This window comes from Holdemania sp. 1001095H_141210_F2, from assembly GCF_015558105.1.
In the GTDB taxonomy this organism is placed as follows: domain Bacteria; phylum Bacillota_I; class Bacilli_A; order Erysipelotrichales; family Erysipelotrichaceae; genus Holdemania.
On sequence record NZ_JADNPO010000007.1, the window covers coordinates 32,904 to 52,213 of the forward strand.

18 protein-coding genes and 4 pseudogenes are annotated in these 19,310 nt (G+C 53.7%); all 22 read left to right on the plus strand.

All coding sequences use genetic code 11. From position 1 onward, the window contains the following. Positions 1–68 precede the first annotated feature (68 nt). The 22 genes and pseudogenes from I2G61_RS06240 to I2G61_RS06345 all read left to right on the plus strand — a co-directional run bounded on the left by I2G61_RS06240 (position 69) and on the right by I2G61_RS06345 (position 19,278). Positions 69–197 carry a DUF3789 domain-containing protein gene (locus I2G61_RS06240; RefSeq protein ID WP_148429293.1) on the plus strand — a complete coding sequence of 43 codons (129 nt, stop codon included), beginning with the start codon at positions 69–71 and terminating at the stop codon, positions 195–197. Continuing rightward, complete coding sequence (gene mobC, locus I2G61_RS06245; protein ID WP_148429291.1) at positions 172–603, plus strand: plasmid mobilization relaxosome protein MobC; 432 nt, start codon at positions 172–174, stop codon at positions 601–603. Before I2G61_RS06240 ends, mobC begins: the two co-directional genes overlap by 26 nt. Then, positions 563–2,032 carry a relaxase/mobilization nuclease domain-containing protein gene (locus tag I2G61_RS06250; RefSeq protein WP_229100694.1) on the plus strand — a complete coding sequence of 490 codons (1,470 nt, stop codon included), beginning with the start codon at positions 563–565 and terminating at the stop codon, positions 2,030–2,032. The genes mobC and I2G61_RS06250 overlap by 41 nt, the downstream gene beginning before the upstream one ends. Positions 2,033–2,038: 6 nt before the next feature. After that, positions 2,039–2,851 carry a PcfB family protein gene (locus tag I2G61_RS06255; protein ID WP_148429289.1) on the plus strand — a complete coding sequence of 271 codons (813 nt, stop codon included), beginning with the start codon at positions 2,039–2,041 and terminating at the stop codon, positions 2,849–2,851. A gap of 6 nt (positions 2,852–2,857) precedes the next feature. Further along, positions 2,858–3,778: a hypothetical protein gene (locus I2G61_RS06260; protein WP_148429287.1), complete on the plus strand. Its 921-nt coding sequence runs from the start codon at positions 2,858–2,860 to the stop codon at positions 3,776–3,778. A gap of 14 nt (positions 3,779–3,792) precedes the next feature. Further along, entirely contained in the window at positions 3,793–3,990 is a 198-nt protein-coding gene (locus tag I2G61_RS06265; protein WP_148429285.1) for a hypothetical protein, read from the plus strand. Next, positions 3,977–5,209, plus strand: a pseudogene (locus I2G61_RS06270) (VirD4-like conjugal transfer protein, CD1115 family); the annotation flags it as partial. The gene I2G61_RS06265 and the pseudogene I2G61_RS06270, both read left to right, overlap by 14 nt. Before the next feature lie 363 nt (positions 5,210–5,572). Then, a pseudogene (locus I2G61_RS06275) lies at positions 5,573–6,160 on the plus strand (type IV secretory system conjugative DNA transfer family protein); the annotation flags it as partial. Further along, positions 6,147–6,497 (plus strand): glutamyl-tRNA amidotransferase, encoded by a 351-nt coding sequence (locus tag I2G61_RS06280; RefSeq protein ID WP_148429283.1) that lies wholly within the window; start codon positions 6,147–6,149, stop codon positions 6,495–6,497. The pseudogene I2G61_RS06275 and the gene I2G61_RS06280, both read left to right, overlap by 14 nt. Before the next feature lie 25 nt (positions 6,498–6,522). Next, a complete protein-coding gene (locus tag I2G61_RS06285) occupies positions 6,523–6,741 on the plus strand; it encodes a hypothetical protein (RefSeq protein WP_148429281.1) in 219 nt (72 codons plus the stop codon). A 72-nt stretch (positions 6,742–6,813) separates the two neighbouring features. After that, positions 6,814–7,356 (plus strand): annotated as a pseudogene (locus I2G61_RS06290) (hypothetical protein); the annotation flags it as partial. Positions 7,357–7,959: 603 nt separating this feature from the next. Next, positions 7,960–9,792, plus strand: coding sequence for a reverse transcriptase domain-containing protein (locus tag I2G61_RS06295; protein ID WP_087234635.1), 1,833 nt, complete (start codon positions 7,960–7,962; stop codon positions 9,790–9,792). 102 nt (positions 9,793–9,894) lie between these two features. Next, positions 9,895–10,188: pseudogene (locus I2G61_RS06300) on the plus strand (hypothetical protein); the annotation flags it as partial. A gap of 72 nt (positions 10,189–10,260) precedes the next feature. Beyond that, the gene (locus I2G61_RS06305) at positions 10,261–10,794 is read left to right on the plus strand and encodes a hypothetical protein (protein ID WP_148429275.1); all 534 of its coding nucleotides are present in this window, start codon (positions 10,261–10,263) and stop codon (positions 10,792–10,794) included. Between the two features lie 14 nt (positions 10,795–10,808). Further along, entirely contained in the window at positions 10,809–11,222 is a 414-nt protein-coding gene (locus I2G61_RS06310) for a PrgI family protein (RefSeq protein ID WP_148429273.1), read from the plus strand. Then, positions 11,215–13,575: a VirB4-like conjugal transfer ATPase, CD1110 family gene (locus I2G61_RS06315; RefSeq protein ID WP_148429271.1), complete on the plus strand. Its 2,361-nt coding sequence runs from the start codon at positions 11,215–11,217 to the stop codon at positions 13,573–13,575. Before I2G61_RS06310 ends, I2G61_RS06315 begins: the two co-directional genes overlap by 8 nt. A 216-nt stretch (positions 13,576–13,791) precedes the next feature. Next, positions 13,792–14,571, plus strand: a complete 780-nt coding sequence (locus I2G61_RS06320) for a site-specific DNA-methyltransferase (RefSeq protein WP_229100695.1) — start codon at positions 13,792–13,794, stop codon at positions 14,569–14,571. Between the two features lie 15 nt (positions 14,572–14,586). Next, entirely contained in the window at positions 14,587–14,997 is a 411-nt protein-coding gene (locus I2G61_RS06325; protein ID WP_148429269.1) for a DUF6075 family protein, read from the plus strand. Between the two features lie 25 nt (positions 14,998–15,022). Beyond that, positions 15,023–15,775: a DUF6674 family protein gene (locus I2G61_RS06330; protein ID WP_148429267.1), complete on the plus strand. Its 753-nt coding sequence runs from the start codon at positions 15,023–15,025 to the stop codon at positions 15,773–15,775. Positions 15,776–15,789: 14 nt separating this feature from the next. Continuing rightward, on the plus strand, positions 15,790–16,578 hold the full coding sequence (locus tag I2G61_RS06335; RefSeq protein ID WP_148429265.1) for a class B sortase: 789 nt from the start codon (positions 15,790–15,792) through the stop codon (positions 16,576–16,578). Between the two features lie 33 nt (positions 16,579–16,611). Then, positions 16,612–18,411, plus strand: coding sequence for a CHAP domain-containing protein (locus I2G61_RS06340; protein WP_187367951.1), 1,800 nt, complete (start codon positions 16,612–16,614; stop codon positions 18,409–18,411). Positions 18,412–18,660: 249 nt separating this feature from the next. Continuing rightward, entirely contained in the window at positions 18,661–19,278 is a 618-nt protein-coding gene (locus I2G61_RS06345) for a TetR/AcrR family transcriptional regulator (protein WP_148429263.1), read from the plus strand. Positions 19,279–19,310: the final 32 nt, after the last annotated feature.

A 19,310-nucleotide genomic window follows, 5' to 3' on the forward strand; every position in this document is an offset into this window, starting at 1 on the left:
TGGGGACAAACGGCAGCTTGTTAGGGGGAACGCCCCCTAAAACCCCTTTGGAAAGGACGGAGATTTTCATGGAATTTTTGTTTTTCATCATTGGTTTTCTGCTGGGCAGCCTGGGCGGTGTCACTGCCATGTGCCTTGTGCAGATCAACCGTATCGGAAAGGAGGAGGGCCATGGGCAAGCGGAACATCGAGATTAAAGTGCGCTTAAACCGCAAAGAGGCCGAGCTGTTAAACAAGCATGTGAAGAAAAGCAGGCTCTCACGCGAAGCATACCTGCGCCACCTGATAAACGGCCTGGTTCCCCAGGACGCGCCGCCCCCGGCGTATTTCGATTTTATGCGGGAGCTGCACAGCATTGGGAACAACTTAAACCAGATCGCCCAGAAAGCCCATGTGCTGGGGGTGATGGACGAGCGCCGGTATGACGAGGCCCTGCAAAGATTCGATCAACTTATCCGGGACATTACCAAGGCGGTGATTTTGCCAAAGCCCATGGACATGGAGGGGCCCCCGCGAAGCCTGCTTCGTGGGGAAAAGGAACACCCGCGCAGCGGTGAGCCTTTTGACGCTTGCGGCAAAAGCGATAAGCGAAGCGCGGTGTGACGTGGCTACCACATCCATCTGGCGGGTAAACGGTTGGCTGGGCAAGGTTCTCATCTATATCGAAAACCCGGACAAGACGGAAAACCCCGCCAGCTTTGAGAAACCAGACATGGACACAAAGGAGGCCCAGGGCCTTTCCGACGTGATCGAGTATGCCATCCAGCAGAAGAAAACGGGAAAAGCGGTGGTGGACGATGAGGATGTGCCTGTCATGCAGCGATTTGTTTCCGGGGTGAATTGCAGCCCCACCACCGCCCGTGATGAGATGATGGCCGTAAAAAAGCGGTTTGGCAAGGAGGAAGGCACGGTGGCTTATCACGGCTATCAGAGCTTTGCCCCCGGCGAGGCCACCCCGGAAATGGCCCATGAGATCGGGCTGAAGTTGGCAAAAGCATTGTGGGGTGAGAAATACCAGGTGCTGGTGGCAACCCACCTGGATAAATCCAATCACCTGCACAACCACTTTGTGGTGAACACGGTTTCGTTCATTGACGGGATCAAGTACCACCGTACCGAAAAGGATTACTACGACATGCAGCGGGAATCCGACCGGCTGTGCCGGGAGTATGGGCTGTCCGTGATCGAACATCCCCAGCGGGGAAAATCCAAGCACTACGGGGAGTGGCGGGCCGAACAGGAGGGCCGCCCCACTTACCTTTCCCTCATCAAAGCCGATGTGGACGCTGCCATCCGCCAGTCAATGACGGAGAGGCAGTTTTTTTATCACCTGCGGCAGATGGGCTACGACATCAAAGTGGGCAAGGACATCACCGTGCGAGCGCCCGGCAGGGACAGCGGAAGAAAGCTCATGCGCAACCTGGGCGAAGCGTATTCCCTGGAGAACATCCGCAGACGGATTCTGGCCCAGCGTCGCCCGCAAAGGGAGGCAGCGCCGGAGCCGAAGCGGTGCAGGCTTTCGGGGGATTTGAAGCAGGCCAGGAAGGTGACGGGCTTTCGCGCCCTCTACTTCCACTACTGTTATCTGCTGGGGGTATTCCCCAAAAAGCAGAAGCGGCAGCCGGGCCATGTGCCCCACGTGCTGCGGGAGGACTTGATCCGGGCGCAGGAATTGACGGACGAGGCAAGGCTGCTTTCCCACCACAGCATTGACACCCTGGAGCAGCTCAACGCCTATGAAGCCGATGTGAAATCTCAGCTTACCGGCCTAACCGAACAGCGAAAAAGCCTGTACCGGAAGCTGCGCACCAAGGCGGTGCTGGCCGACCCCGCCCGGCATGAACAGATCCGGGCGGAGATCGCTGCCCTCTCCGGGCGGCTGAAAGACCTGCGCCGGGAGGTAAAACTGTGCGAGGACATCGCGGCGCGTTCCCTCTCTCTCAAAGAGAAGATACGGGCAGCCCGCGAGGAACAGCAGGCCGGGAAAACGGATAAGGCCCGGCAGGAAGCAGGCCGGACGGAAAGGAGATGATTTTCTATGTATAACTCAGGCGACGCGGCGGAACAGGTGGTGCGCATGAGCCTGGAGGGTGCGGAAGTGGCCCTCAAGATTACAGGCGCAGCCGCCAAAAATCTGGCCGCCGCCCTTTACACGGTCTTGAAAGACCAGAAGAAAACCAAGGGCAAGGCCCGTATTGAAGCCATGCTACGGGAAAAGCGCCCCTTAAAGGTTTACACCATCAAGAAGGAGGACGCCCCGGAGTTTGCCAAGCAGGCAAAGGGCTATGGAATCCTCTATGCCCCGATCCCTGTGAGGAAAGAGGATGATACCATCGACATCCTGGTATTCCAGGACGACGCGGCCAGGGCCAACCGGATCGTGGAGAAGTTCAACCTCACGGTGGTGGATACCGCGTCCATCAAGGAGGACATCGAGAAATCCCGCGAGGAGCGCGGCAGCGAACCGGAAGCCCCGGAGAAAGCTGCGCCGGAAAAGAGCGAGGACGACAAACTTCTGGACGAGCTGATGGAGAAACCCGCCCAAAAGGAAAAGGCGCAGGCGGAAAATCCGGCGGCGGAGAAAAACGCCCCTTTTACGGGAGCGGCGGAGAAATCCCATCCGTCCGCGCCTATCTCAGAGAACAGCAGCAGCTCCGCAAGGGGTACTTCTGATGGGGACGGGAAGCCTTCTGTCCGGCAGGAGCTGCGGGACATCCAGACCCAGCGGAAGAAAGAGGCGGAAGCCGCCCGGCACGAGGAACCGGCAGCGCCCCAGAAGAAGGCGGCGCAGAAAACCACCAGGCACCAACAGCCAAAGCCCAAAAAGAAATCAAAATCGAAAGAGAGGTAATCTGTGATGAATAACTTTGACGATCTGTTTGAACAGCAGCCCCAAAAAGAACCTGTCCAGAAGCCGAAGCCGCAAAAGGAAAAGCCGAAAAAACAATGGTGGCAGCTCCGCGAGGAAAAGCAGCGGGGGGAAGCCTACGCCACCCTGGATAAGAAGTTTGGCGAGTTTTCCGAGGGCCGGGGCGATATGAAAGCATATCTGGATGTGCAGAGCCGGTTCCCCTTCCACTCTGCCCGTAACGCCATCCTTATCGGGGAACAGTGCCCCAACGCCCAGCGCGTGGGCGGCTATAAGGAATGGGCTTCCCAGGGTATTGAGATTCTGGAAGAAGAAAAGCGCCTGCCCATCATCATCCTGGAACCGGGAAAGGCGTACCGGCGTGAGGACGGCAGCGTAGGCCAGAACTTCTTTGCCAAGGAAGTGTTTGACGTTTCCCAGACCACGGCGCGGGGTGAGGCCCAGCCCCAGGTGAATTACGATGAACGCCTGCTCCTAAAGGGCCTCATCGCCAGTTCCCCAGCGCCCATCCATGCAACGGAGGAACTACCCCAGGGACGGGGCGCTTTGTATGACCCGGAGCAGAACGCCATCCTGGTGAAAAAGGGCATGGATGCGCCGGACATCTTCCGCTGCGTTTCCCTGGAGGTGGCCAATGTGCAGCTTGTCAGAAACCGGGAAGGGTATTCCCGCGAGACAGAGGGCTACAAAGCCTACGCGGTGAGCTATATGCTCTGCAAACGGTATGGTGTGGACGCACAGGAGTATGACATTTCCCGGCTTGACGGTGTGCTCCAGGGGCAAGACCCCAAAGAGGTGGTTCCGGCGGCCCTTACGGATATGCGCGACACCTTTAAGGAACTCAATGGCCGCATGGCCAGGGCCATGGGCCTCACCCGCGCCAGCAGGCAGAAAGAACAGGAACGGTAAAGGAGGTTTGACCGATGGAACGACAGGAAAAGGTTGTCCTTACGCTGGACAGCTATGAGCACGGGATTATGATCCGCGCCCTCAACGAGTTGCGCAACGACATGCTGGAGGAACAGCGCGATCCCGGCCCGGTAGAGGATGTTCTGCTGAAAACCATTGACGCCCCATCCCAAAAAGACAAGAAAGCGAAGCGTCGGGATGAAGCCCGATAACAAGACGGGCGGCCTCTGGCTCTATGCCCTGGGGCTTTTCCCGGTGATATGGCTTGCCCTGCTGATTGCGCCTTCCCTTTCCGGTGGGCTTTCCGAAATCCTGGAGGCCCTGCCTGCGGCGATGAACCATCCCTTTCAGATCGTATGGTGTGAGGACAGCGGAAAAGCTGTCCTCATTTTTATGGCCGCCTATGGGCTGGGCATTGGGATTTACCTCTCATCCCGGCGCACTTACCGCAGGGGCGAGGAACACGGTTCCGCCAAATGGGGCGATCCGCGGGCCGTGAACAAGAAATACCGGGATAAAGACCCGTTCCAAAACCGCATTTTTACCCAGCATGTCCGCATGGGGCTGGACGGGAAAAAGCACCGCAGGACGTTAAACACCCTGGTCTGCGGCGGCAGCGGCGCGGGAAAGAGCCGCTTCTACGCAAAAGTGAACCTCTGCCAGGCCAATACCTCTTTCTTCATCCTGGACTGTAAAGGTGAGCTGCTGAGGGACTGCGGCGGCCTGCTAAAACGGCAGGGGTATGAGATCAAGGTGGTTGACCTTTTGAACATGGAGAAAAGCCACTGCTACAATCCTTTCGCTTATCTCAAGAACGACAACGATGTGCAGAAGATGGTGACAAACCTGTTCAAAGCCACCACCCCCAAAGGGAGCCAGAGTAACGACCCCTTCTGGGATACGGCGGCCAGTATGCTTCTCATGGCGCTGGTGTTCTACCTTCATTATGAAGCACCGGAGGACGAGAAAAATTTCCCCATGGTGATGGAAATGCTCCGGGCCGGTGAAGTGCGGGAGGATGATGATTCCTACCAATCCCCGTTGGATGAGCTGTTTGACCGGTTGGAAATGCGTTCCCCCGACCACATCGCGGTGAAGTATTACAAGGACTACCGCTCCGGCAGCGCCAAGACCCTCAAATCCATCCAGATCACCCTTGCCTCGCGGTTGGAGAAGTTCAACCTTTCATCGGTGGCAGCCCTCACAGCCACCGATGAGCTGGAGTTGGCCAGACTGGGAGAAAAGAAGGTGGCGCTCTTTGCCCTTATCCCGGACAACGACGCCAGCTTTAACTTCCTGGTGAGCCTTTTGTATGCCAGCACTTTTCAGGAGTTGTTTTACAGCGCCGACCGGGTACACGGCGGGAGCCTGCCCGTGCCGGTGCATTTTTTGATGGACGAGTTTGCCAACGTCAGCCTGCCCGACGACTTAAATCTATTTGAGTCCGCATACCGCGAGGTGTGTGAAAAAATACGCATTGAATTGCTGGAACCCCCTAAAGCCCGGCGCGCTACAACACAAGCCCTCTCTGGGGGTCGGTGTGAACGCGGCGAAAGCAGAAAAAAGCGACGGGATGGTATATGGTCAAACCCTGTGTACTGTTTTCAATGGGCAACCAGCAGCTAAGCCCGTAAGGGAAAGTTCAACGGCTATCCGGTATGGAGTAGGCCCAAGGGGGCCGAAGCGGTGCGCCCCCGCCCCATGGCGGGGTGAAGATATAGTCTACGCTTGCGTGAAAGCGCAAGAGGCTTAAAAAGCCGGGCAGGTCTACCGAGCCTGCCTAAATCACACGGCGATAAGCTATTGGCAACCATGAGATCGAGAAATATATCCGTTTCCATCATTATCCAGAACATTGCCCAGTTAAAGGCGCTGTACGAGAAGCAATGGGAATCCATCATGGGCAACTGTGACGAGTTTTTGTACCTGGGCGGCAACGAATCGTCCACCCACAAGCTCATCTCCGAAAGCTATCTGGGCAAGAGCACCCTCTGGCTGGACACCTACGGCAAGAGCACCGGACATTCCGGCAGCTACTCGACCAATAACCAGATCACGGGCCGGGAACTGATGACCCCGGACGAAGTGCGGATGTTAGACAACCGCCTGGCCCTGCTCTTTATCCGTGGGGAACCGCCGCTGATGGATGAAAAGTACGACCTGTTAAAGCACCCTTATGTGAAATACACCACCGATGGCGGCGCGCCAGCCTTCACCCACGGCGGTACGGAAAACGCTGTGGCGGATATGGTTATTGGCCGCCTTACCCCCGGCGACCTGGAAAAAGTCAAGGAGCCGGATGAACTTTGTGAGCTTCTGTCCGACGAGGACATGGAGAAAATCTTTCAATTCAAGGAGGAAAAGCAAAATGAGACTGTTTAACAAGGAAAATAAGAACAAGGAAACCCATCGCCTGCCCATGGGCCAAAAGAGCAAACGTGCCCTTGCGGTCTACTCGGCCTTGGTGTTCCTGCTGTGCTGCTGCACCACCACAGCTTTTGCCGCCGGCGATCCGTTGACCGTTATCAACAACCTCAGCGATTTCATTTTTGGCCTCATCCGGGCCATTGGTATGATCCTGCTGGGCTTCGGTGTGGTGCAGATCGGCCTCTCCCTCAAATCCCACGACCCCAGCCAGCGAGCCAACGGTTTCCTCACTTTGGCCGGTGGTGTTGTCATCACTTTTGCCAAGGAGATTTTGACCCTGATTACCGGCTGATTGGCCCAGTGGAAAGGAGTTTGCCATGAATTTGAAATGCGAGTGCTATATCCACTCTTTGAAGCAGGGGGAGAAAAACGTGCTGGGCGAAGCGACCATCCTCAAGCGCCTGGGGGATAACGACTACCTGGCCGAGTACAATGGTGTGAAATGCCATGCGATGTTCAATCCCTTTGTAGGGCGCTATTTTGTGGACGATGTGTACGGCATTGTCCGCAGTTCGCCGGAGCGCGGCGAAAGATAAACGAAAAATACGACAGTGCGGGGGCGGGCATACCGGCCCGCCCCTTATCCTGCTGGAAAGGAGGAATGTGTTTTGAGTGATAACTGGGTTGTGCAAAACCTGCAGAACGCCCTGGACACCTGGAACAAGTACCTGTCTGAGATCTGGCAGCTCATCACCCAAAGTCCGGAGCAGTTTAAGGGCGGTACGATTTGGAGCGTCATTGTCAACATCAATGACGCGGTACGGGCCATTGGCCTGGCGCTTTTAGTGCTGTTCTTTGTAGTGGGCGTCATGCGCACCTGCGGCAGCTTTGCCGAGGTGAAAAAGCCGGAACACGCGCTGAAGCTGTTTATCCGGTTTGCCATCGCCAAGGGCGTTGTAACCTATGGGCTGGAACTGATGATGGCCCTTTTCAATATCGTCCAGGGGCTTGTTTCCACGATTATGAACGCAGCCGGATTCGGTTCGGCACAGCAGACGGTTCTCCCACAGGAAGTCATTGACGCGGTGGAAAGCTGCGGCTTTTTTGAATCTATCCCCTTGTGGGCGGTAACGCTCATCGGCGGGCTGTTCATCACTGTCCTCAGCTTCATTATGATTATGACCGTCTACGGGCGGTTTTTTAAGCTCTATCGTGCGCCCGGAAGGGCTGCGGCGTAAGCCAAAGTAGCTCGCGGGCAATTTGGGATTCTGCCAGTAGCGCGGCAGTAGGAAAAGGTATTCCGAAGGGAGGTGCAAATTATCCTATCACCAACCGATTTATCCGGCGGGGAAACCCAATGGGGAGTGTAGCATATCGGCAACGTCGTAAGTTGGGAAACTATCTAACCACTACTGAACGGCAAGGTGAAACGTTGTGAATGAGGAATAAAGCTGGATTGCTTGAAGGGTAGTCCAAGGCGGCATACTTGAGCCGGCGGCGCAGGATAGTTGTATTCGCCGCATGCCGTGGCAATCGGTGACAGGTAGATGCCGATTGCGAAATACCCACGACAGCCAACCGCAGTAAGCGGATAACGGACGAAAACCCATTCCGACATCACAACACGCTGTCCCAAACTGCCTAACCGGGGATTGCCTAACCTGGAACGCCCTTATAGGCTATGGCTTTCAGAGCCTGAAAATCCGGTATGGCAACGGAGCCGCCGTAGTAGTCCGAGCAAGGGAAAGCCTTGCACATGGCGAAGGGCGGCAGGATATCAACCAAACTATCAATGGAAAGGTGCGTGAGGCACTATGAGAAGTCCAAAGAACGTTTTGGAAAGTCTGACATCAAAAGCAGCAAGCAAAGATTACCACTATCAAAGGCTCTATCGGAACCTGTACAATCCGGCATTTTATCTGCTGGCGTATGAGCGTATCCAAGCAAAACCCGGCAACATGACAGCCGGAAGCGATGGGAAAACAATCGATGGCATGAGTATGAAGCGAATTGAAGTCCTCATTCAAAAACTGAAGGATTTCAGTTATCAGCCAAAACCTGCCAGAAGAACGTATATCCCAAAAGCAAACGGAAAAACACGTCCTCTTGGTATTCCGTCCTTCGATGACAAGCTGGTGCAAGAGGTGGTGCGCATGATACTGGAAAGCATTTATGAACCTACCTTTCACGTTACTTCCCATGGATTCCGCCCAAAGCGGAGCTGTCATACGGCCCTGCAATATATCAAGCGGAACTACACGGGGGTCAAATGGTTTGTTGAGGGTGATATCAAAGGATGTTTTGACAACGTTGACCATCATGTGCTGGTGCAGATACTGCGCAGGCGCATTGCGGATGAGCATTTCATCGGCCTAATTTGGAAATTCCTGAAAGCGGGATATATGGAAAATTGGGAGTATCACAACACCTATTCCGGCACCCCGCAAGGGTCGCTGATTAGCCCAATTCTGGCGAATATCTACCTCAATGAACTGGACGTATTTATGGCAGAGTATGCCAAATCCTTTAACTGCGGTACAAAACGGAAAATTAACCCGGCCTACAAAAAGCCGTTGGATGTCCGGCGCGGAAAACAGGAATGGCTGAAACGCAATGAAGCAAAAATCAGTAAGGAAAAACGCCGGGAGGTCATGGCGCAGATACAGGAACTTAATAGCCGACTGCGCTCTATCCCTTACAGCGACCCTATGGATACGGAATACAGACGGGTTGTTTATGTCCGTTATGCTGATGATTTCCTGATTGGTGTGATTGGGAGCAAAGAGGATGCGAGGCAGGTCAAATCCGATGTGGGGACGTTCATCAAGGGACATCTTCATTTGGAGATGTCCCCGGAAAAAACGCTCATCACCCACGGAAGTGACTTCGCCCACTTCCTCGGATATCTGATTACAGTCAGCCGGGAACAAAACAGTACCCGGACAAAGACGGGTTTTACACGCCGAACCTATGTAGGGAAAGTCAAGCTGTACGTGCCGAAAGAGAAATGGCTGAACCGCCTGCTCTCCTATGGCGCGCTGAAAATCAGCTATGACAAAACCCATGGGAACAAAGAGGTATGGGAACCGGTACGGCGTCCGGGGCTGATACGCCTGGATGATATTGAGATTTTGAACCAGTACAATGCAGAAGTGCGGGGCATGTACAATTATTATCGGCTGGCAAACAATGCAACGGTGTTGAACTCTTTCCTCTACGTGATGAAGTTCAGCATGTACAAGACCTTCGCCGGAAAGTATCGGACGAGCATGCGGAAAATTATTCGCAAATACTGCCGCAACGGGGATTTTACTGTATCGTATTCAACGAAAAACGGGACAAAATCTGTGGTGTTTTACAATCAGGGCATGCGTCATAACGACAAAGTCGTTGTAACGGAAAACCCGGACATCATTGGCAGGGCCAATGAGAACCGCCGCTATACCCGGCTGATAGACCGGTTGCAAGGCCATATCTGCGAGTTCTGCGGAGCCGAAACAGAGGATATTGAAATCCATCATGTCCGAAAACTGAAAGATTTAAGTGGTAAGGCAGAATGGGAACGCCAAATGATTGCGCGTAAACGCAAGACAATGGCGCTGTGCCACTCCTGCCATGTAAAGCTGCACAATGGAAAGTTAGACTGATATCTGGAAAGCCGGATACATCGAGAGGTGTACGTCCGGTTTGGAGGGGAGCGTTTGGAAACCTACCGCAGTAATGCGGCAAGGCGCTGGGCGCTTACCCTACTTTACACGGCCATCGCGCCGGTGCCCCTGTCCACCTTTGCTGGGGAACCAACGCAGAACGTGGGCAAGAGCTTTATCAAATCCTATGCGGCGGTGTGCCTGGAGGGGGCCATCATCGTGCTGGCCTGTATTATCTTCTCCCTGTTCGCGGCTTCCCCGCCTGCCATTGACCCCAATGCGGCGGCAGTGACGCAGGTGTGGAGCTATATTGGAGAATTGGTCTTTAACATGCTCGTCCTCGTAGGCGCAGTGAAGATGGCCGACCGCGTGGTGCGCGAGATGATGGGCCTGTAAAGGAGGATGTATGAAGCGTTTTTATATTTTCAAAGACGGAGTACAACAAGCGTTAAGAAATGGAGGGTAAGTATGAACATGAGTAATGAAAAGCTGATGAGGCTTGCCGAGCGCGCCCTAAAGCGCACAGAATCCTATCAATGGAACCGGGGGCTGGACATGCCGGATGAGGAAAACTATAAAATTCAATATTTATTGGTTAAGGGCAGCAAGAACTCTCCAGAAAATGCAGTTGCCTATGCGTCCTATGGAGGCGAGATCATGATCCTTTATCCCTTGCAGGAGGATAGACAGCCGATTGAAATCAACGAGGATGTCTTTTTCTTTGATTCAGAGCTATTTGAAGCTCTGGAGCAGGGCTATTCGGTGGCTTTCATGTCGCTGGAATCCCACTGCTGCATTTGGTATGAGATTGAAAATCTGCAAGATAAGCTGGAACATCCGGCTGGTGTGCAGAAATATCTGCATTATTGTAAGCAACACGGTATTACCAGGGAACGGTTAGCCAGGGAGGAATATTATGACGGCATGGACGCGATGAAACTCTATGACCGGCAGGCCGCCATAGGCTCCCAGGTCAAAAAGAAACAAGAGCTTGAGCGATAACAGGAGGTGGCATTTTGGAAGTCAAGATCAACCGCGAAATCCGCAATTACACCGAATCCATGTTTTTCGGTTTGAGTATGCGGCAGTTCATCTTTTCGGTACTGGCCTGCGGTGTAGCCGTGGGCCTTTACTTTATCCTGCGCCCCTATTTTGGGGTGGAAACCCTGTCCTGGATGTGCATTTTGGGGGCAGCACCCTTTGCTATGCTGGGGTTCATCACCTATCATGGCATGACAGCGGAACAATTCATCTGGGCGTGGCTGCGCTCGGAAATGCTGGAGCCGAAGGAATTTAAGTTCGAGGACAGCAACTACTACTATGCGGCTCTGAAAGATACCATCGAGGGGCAGCAAACCGGACGACCCGTCAAGCGTCAGTCCAAAGAACCGAAACATTTTCATAAACGGAAGGAGGCAAAGCATGATTAAGACACTCAAAACCATGTCCAAGCAGGACAAGGAACGATATACCGTACCCCGAAAGGTGCAGGATGTGATCCCCGTCCGCCGTATCTGGCCGGACGGTATTTTTTTGACCGGAAACAAGTTCTCCAAAACCTACCGCTTTTCGGATATTAACTATCTGGTGGCAAGCCGCGAGGATAAGGAGAGTATGTTCCTCATCTACTCGGAACTTCTCAATTCCCTGGATTCCGGGGCGGTGACGAAGATTACCATCAACAACCGGAGGATGAACAAGGCCAATTTTGAGCAGTCCATCCTCATGCCCATGCAGGAGGATTTCCGGGACGAGTATCGCAGGGAATACAATCAAATGCTGCTTGATAAGGCAACCGGAGCAAACGGGATCACCCAGGAAAAATATATTACCATCTCCGTGGTAAAGAAAGATATTGAGGAGGCCCGCGCCTATTTCTCCCGCGTGGGGGCCGACCTTATTTCCCATTTTGCAGCCCTGGGTTCCAAGTGCGTGGAACTGGACGCTTCCGAACGGCTGCGTATCCTGCACGACTTCTACCGCCAAGGCGAGGAGGCAGAGTTTTCCTTTGACCTGGCGGCTAAGGCGAAGCATGGCCATGATTTCAAGGACTATATCTGCCCGGACAGCATGGAGAAGAACAGCGACTATCTGAAGCTGGGGGATAAGTTCTGCCGGGTACTGTTTCTCAAAGACTACGCTTCCTATATTAAGGATAACATGGTGACGGAGCTGACGGATTTCAACCGCAATCTGATGTTCTCCATCGACATTGTGCCGGTGCCTACGGATGAGGCAGTGCGGGAGGTGGAAAACCGCCTGCTGGGTGTGGAAACCAACATTACGAACTGGCAAAGGAGACAAAATGCCAATAACAACTTCTCCGCTGTGGTGCCCTATGATATGGAGCTTCAGCGGAAAGAGAGCAAGGAGTTTTTGGACGATCTCACCACCCGCGACCAGCGGATGATGTTCGCGGTAATGACCCTGGCCATCACCGCCGACACCAAGGAGCAGCTTGACAGCGATACCGAGGCGGTGCTTTCCGTGGCGCGAAAGCATATGTGCCAGCTTGCGGTGCTCAAGTTCCAGCAGCTTGATGGCCTGAACACCGCCCTGCCCATCGGGGTGCGGAAAATCAACGCCTTTCGCACTCTTACTACTGAGAGTTTGGCGGTGTTCATTCCATTCAAGGTACAGGAAATTCAGGATAAAGGCGGCATTTACTTTGGAGAGAACGCCATTTCCCACAATCTCATCATGTGCAACAAGGCGAACCTCTTGAACCAGTCGGCCTTCCTGCTGGGCGTACCCGGCGCTGGTAAGTCCTTCAGCGCCAAGGAGCTGATCGCGTTCCTTATGCTCCATCCAGATTACGCCGAGGACGAAATCCTCGTGTGTGACCCGGAGGGCGAGTTTGGCGCGCTGGTGAAAGCCCTGGGCCGGGAAAAAGCTACGGTGGCCCATCTGGTGGCGGGCGGCAAAGACCGCCTAAACGCCATGTATATGGTAGAGGGCTACGGCGAGCAGAACCCCATCGTGGAAAAAAGCCAGTTTATCATGTCCCTCATTGAGCAGATCGACAAGCGCGGCGTGGGGCCGCAGCACAAATCTATCATTGACCGTTGCACCGCCCTGGTGTACCCGGAGGCGGAGAAGATCGGACGGGTGGCCACCCTCTGTGACCTGCGGAATAAGCTGCTGGAGCAGCCGGAGGATAAGGCCAAAGAAATTGCCCTTTCCCTGGAGCTTTACACCACCGGCTCCCTGGACATCTTTGGTCGGGAAAGCACAGTGGATTTGAACAAGCCCTATGTGGTGTTCGACATCCACGGCCTGGGCGAGCAGCTAAAGCCTGCCGGTTCCCTGGTCATCACCGATACCATCCTGAACCGCGTGACCCTCAACTGGAAACGGGGCAAGCGCACCCACGTCTTTATCGACGAGTTCCATGTGATGTTTGAAAATGAGCAGAGCGGGATCTTCTTCAACTCTGCGTGGCGGCAGTTCAGAAAACGCGGGGCCTACCCCACAGCCATCACCCAGAATGTGGAGTACCTGCTGGATTCCGTGCAGGCCAGCACCATGCTCAGCAACTCGGAGTTTATTGTTATGCTGAACCAGGCGGCTTCCGACCGGGAAAAGCTCTCCAAGCTCCTCAATATTTCCAGGGAGCAGATGAGCTACGTCACCAATGCGGACGCAGGCTGCGGCCTGATCCGTTACGGCAGCGCCCTGGTGCCCTTTGTCAATCGGTTCCCGCGCAGCACAAAGTTGTATGCCTTGATGACCACCAAGCCCGGCGAGGGCGTGTTCGGCGGAGAGGAGGTTTTCGTTGATTGAGTTTTATGTTGGAACATGAAGATTACGGATGATAGGACGGTATTTGGAAAGGCGTGTTTGCTGTTACAGGTGAATATGCCTTTTCCTTATGTAAAAACGGCAAAAGTCATATGAGAATAAAACTTATTACCAGAAAGGAAAAAATCAGTATTGAACTTGTTTTTGAAAGGACACGAGGCAACCTGTTTTTACAATCAGATTTATTGCATGGACTGCATGGAACTGTTAGCCGAAATCCCGGACGGCGCGGTATCTTTGATCCTTACCGACCCGCCCTATGGTATTTCCTATCAAAATCATTTTGCCAAGCATCCCCATCCTCTGCTGACAGGTGATACAGGAATTGACTACAAACAACTGGCACGGGAGAGTTACCGCATTTTACAGCATAACGCCCATGCCTATTTTTTTACCCGTTTTGACTGTTACCCAGAACACTATGCTTGTCTGCAGGAAGCTGGATTCCAGATTAAAAATTGTCTGGTAATCGAAAAGAACACCATTGGTGGCCTGGGGGATTTACAAGGGAGTTTTGCCAACAATGCGGAATGGCTTATATTTTGCCAGAAAGGGCGGCGGGCGTTCAACCACACCACACTTCTGCAAAACCGGAAAAAGGAAGGAACCTTATTCCATGCCGGACGTAGTCCCAGCAAGAAGTATAAAACGCGCTTCCCTGCCTGTTGGTTTGGCGAAGAATATCCCAAGGCAACCTACAATTCAACCTGGCAGAAAAAGAATCAGATTTTTCATCCTACGGTGAAAAATACCGAGTTCCTTTCGTGGCTGATTCAGTTATCCAGTATGCCGGGGGAGTTGATTTTTGACGGCTATATGGGAACCGGCAGCACCGCTTTGGCTGCCATTCAGACCGGCAGGCTCTATTTGGGTACGGAAATTCAGCCAGAATACTATGCGCTGGCAAAGCGGCGCATACAGGAGGTGAAAATGCCATTGGTCAGAAAAGGAAGCGATTCGTATGGAACTTATTTTTGAAAGGACAGTTTTGATATGAACAGACTTAATATCCGGTTTGCGTCCTCAGAACACCGGGATTTCTTTTTGGATATGATGAGCGAGGCCAAGCGGAACGACTGTTACCACCGGGCCTTTTTCTATGTCATGGGGATCGCCCCGGAAACAAGGGCCAACATCCGCCAGATGTTTGATTTTGGGCAGGACTGTATTGAACCGGAGGGTATGAACGGCGGCTGGCAGACCAGCGGCACCGTCCGGGTGTGCCGCCTTGCCTTCAATCTCTGGAACGGCTATACCGACCCGGAGCACAGCAACGCCTATTCCCCGGAGGACTTGTTCTGCTGTGAGTTTGGCCCCTACTTCATGGAGGGCATAAAAATCCGTTACCCGGAATACTGCCGGGAACTGCCGCCTGCCAGAAAGCAGGAGGCCCCAGCCCGGTAAACCGCTTTGATAGGAGGAACAGAAAATGGCTGAACTAACCTACACCCTGGGGGAACACCCCCAGATCAAGGAGCTTCTCTCCGTACTGGAGCAGAACAACCTTCAAAAGCAAAAGGAAGAAGTGCAGGCCCTGGTGGGCTATATGGACAGTCTGGAGGGGAAGCTGGCTCAGATGATGGAGGAAATGAAAGAAATGCGCCTGGAGGTAGGCAAGCTCCACGACAAGGGAATCCGCGCCCGGTGCGCCCAGCTTGTGACGGCGACGGAAGGAAAAATCCAGCAGACCCGGACGATGGTTTTCACCGCCAAGGCAAATCTTATTTCCTCTGCCGGGCGCATGGTGCAGACCTTTCGGGGAAAAGGGCGCTCCGCCCTGCGTCAAGCGGTGCAGGCTTTGCGGATTCCCGCCGTTCTCTCCCGGATGGAGCGCGGCTTCTCTCACGCTGGCAGGGCGATGGAACAGTGTGCCGGGAAGTTGGATGTGATCCGGGCGGAATTGCACCAGGCGGGAAGCCACATGAAAAGCGCCGGACGCGCCCTTGTAGGCAAAGAAGTACAGCAGGCTCAGGAGTTGGAGGCCGATAAGGGTGTGCTTGCTAAGCTGCGGGGCCTATTTCTGTCCTGCGGCAAGATCTTTTCCGGGATGGAACGCGGCGCGGGCCGGTTGGCGGAAAAAGCAGGCGGTGAGAGATTTTCCGTAAAATCGGAACTTCGGGGGCTGAGAGCGGCACCGGCTGCACCGCACCGGCAGGCGGCCGGCAAAGAGCAGGCGCGATAAGGAGGGTAAAGAAAATGAGTAATAAAGTGAAAACCAGACTGATGATCGCAGGGGCGGCCTTTTGTGCCGCCCTTTTCCTTTTCTCCGGGGCTATGCTGGCCCGCGAATACCTCGACCAGAAACAGAGCGCCGAAGCCTTTGAGGAAGTGGCGGAACTGGTGAAAGAGGATACAGAACTTCCATCTCTGGAAGCTGCCGACACCCCGGAACAGACCCCGAAGAAAGTAACTGCGTTTGAAAAGTATGCGGAGGTGTACGCCCAGAACAGCGACCTGGTGGGATGGATTTCCATTCCCAGCACCCGGATTGATTATCCGGTCATGCAGACCAAGGACAGCCCGGATTTTTACCTCAAACACGCCTTTGATAAATCGTACAGCAGCTATGGGGTGCCTTATATCCAGGAAAACTGTGACATCGGCCTGTCCGACAATCTGGTGCTGTACGGCCACCACATGAACAACGGCTCGATGTTCTCCGACCTGTGCAAATACGAGAGCGAGGATTTCTACCGGGAGCATACGATCATCCATTTTGACACGCTGGATGGCTTTGGGGAGTATGAGGTGGTCGCCGCCTTTAAGACGGTGGCTTATTCCGAGGACGGCTTCAAGTATTACCACTTTGTCCATGCGGAGAGCGCCGAGGCTTTTGATGAGTATATTGCCCAGTGCAAGGCGCTGGCCCTCTATGATACGGGCGTGACTGCGGAATATGGCGACCAGCTTATCACCCTCTCCACCTGCGAGTATTCTCGGACCAACGGGCGGATGGTGGTTGTGGCCAAGCTGCTGGAGGAATAAGGGCGGCCCCGCCCTGGGAAGGAGGTGAAGCCCATGGGCAAGGGCATTAAAACAAGAGTTTCTGAGAAAAAAGGCATTAAAGCGATTGATAAAGCGGCGGTTGCTTCTGAACGGATGAAGGAGGCATATATCCGCACTAAGGATAAGGCCGACCACAGCCTGTATGCCGAGGAGGGTTCCCCCGGTGAGTATGCGTCCGACCGCCTTTCCGCTGGGGTGGATAATGTCACCCATGAAGCGGTCCATCAGTTTGATAAACAGGGCCGCAAGGGGGTTCAAACGACCAAGGAGAACATCTCCAAGGTCAAGGAGAAAATCCAGAAGCGGAAAGCCGCAGCCGAACAGCCGAAAAAACAAGCGGCTCGGCAGGCTGGGCAGTCCACCGCACGCTGGAGTGGCCGTCAGGCAGCGGATACGGTTTCCGAGCCGGCCAAGGCGGTCCGTCAGGAGCGCAGGGCCATCAAGACCCTGGACCGCGGCAAGAAAGGCATTAAGACAGTGGACAGGAGCCGCAAAACCATCAAGCAGGCTTCTTCCACAGCCAAGGGGACGATAAAAACCACCAGCAAATCTATCAAAACGGCGGAAAAGACTGCCAAGGCCAGTATCAAGACCAGCCAGCAGGCGGCCAAAGCTGTCCAGAGGACTGCCCAGGCCACGGCGCGGGCTGCCAGGGCTGCGGCCCATGCCGCCCGTGTAGCGGCCCGGACTGCGGTGGTTGCGGCAAAGGCGGCAGTTAAGGCTACGGTTGCGGCGGTGAAAGCCATTATTGCCGCGACCAAGGCGCTGATCGCGGCAATCGCCGCTGGCGGTTGGATTGCTGTGCTGGTGATTATTGTGATCTGCCTCATCGGTATGATTATCGGCTCCTGCTTTGGGATTTTCTTCTCTGGGGAGGACTCCGGCACCGGACAGACCATGCAGACCGCCGTGCAGGAGATCAATACCGAATACCAGGAAAACCTTGACGAGATTAAAGCGGCCCACAGCTATGACGTGCTGGAGATGTCCGGGAGCCGGGCGGTTTGGAAAGAGGTTCTGGCGGTTTACGCGGTAAAAACTACCACCGACCCGGACGCTGCCCAGGAAGTGGCCACTATGGACGATTCCAAAAAGCAGCTCTTAAAGGATATTTTCTGGCAGATGAATGAAATCTCGTCCAGTACCGCTACCCAGACGGAAACCATCATTGAAACCTCAGATGATGGAAATGGAAATATCGTAGAAACGGAAACGACTGTCACCCGCACTTATCTGTATATCACCGTCAGCCATAAGACTGCGGAGGAGATGGCCAATCAGTTCGGTTTTGACGAAGATCAGCGGGAACAGATGGCGGAGCTTCTGGATGACGAGAATAATTCCCTTTGGTCACAGGTACTCTATGGTATTACCGGAGGCGATGGCGAGATCGTTACCGTGGCGCTTTCCCAGGTGGGGAACACAGGCGGCGCTCCCTATTGGAGCTGGTACGGCTTTAACAGCCGGGTGGAATGGTGCGCCTGCTTTGTGAGCTGGTGTGCCAATGAGTGCGGTTATATCGACGCCGGTGTTGTTCCGAAGTTTGCGGCCTGCGCGTCCCAGGGTGTACCCTGGTTCAAGGAGCGCGGGCTGTGGCAGGATAACAGCTACGAGCCGCGCCCCGGCGACATCATCTTTTTCGATTGGGATGATGGAGGCCAGGATGGTTCTTCCGACCATGTGGGGATTGTGGAGAAAGTGGAGAATGGCCGTGTCTACACCGTAGAGGGCAACTCTGGTGATTCCGTGCGGCAGAACAGCTATCCCATTGGGTACTATGAGATTTATGGGTACGGCACCCCGGCCTATTAACAACCTCAAAAAAGAAAAGCCCAGCCGTGCAGTGCGGCTGGGTACATAAAGCTGCTGGAGAAATAAAGCAAGAGCATACCTTGAGGAAATGGCACGGTATCAATATCTTGCCCTTGCCTATCTTTTCCTGCCTTTTATGTGCTCAACCCAAAATACTGTTGACAAGGCAACCGATCCGTGCTATCATATCGGTGATATATATCGGTGATATATATCGGTGATATGTTGGATGGAAAGGAATATTTAGATATGGCTGAGCACACAGAAACCCAACGTAAAATTCTTGAAATTGGGAAACGGGAATTTTTAACGAAAGGCTTTAAGGATGCCTCGCTCCGCAGTATCGTTAAGGAAGCTGGCTTTACTCAGGGGGCGTTTTATGGATATTATCCGGACAAAGCAGCGCTTTTTGAGGCGCTGGTCTCCGAGCCTGCAGATGGTCTGATGGAGCAGTTCAAGGCGGCGCAGCAGGCACATTTCGAGTTGATTCCGGAGGATAAAGCGGCTCAAAGCAGAGAATTATCAACAGATTATTTAAATCATTTTATCAATTTTATCTACGACAATTTTGATGCTTTCAAATTGGTGATATGCTGTTCCGAAGGAACAAAGTACTCCAGTTATATTCATGATCTGGTAGAAATTGAAGTTACCCAGACAGAACTTTATTATGAACGGCTTCGACAGCTTGGTAAGCTGGAGGGGACTGTCAGCCGTGAACTTCACCACATGATTACAAGCGCCTATTTCACCGCTGTTTTTGAAACGGTGGCTCATGATATGACGAGAGAACACGCAATTCAATATGTAAATGAGCTTGCCACTTTCTTTAACTGCGGCTGGGAAGGCATGTTAAGGCTCAAATGAGCCTTAATTTTCACTCTAAAGGTTAGCTTCAC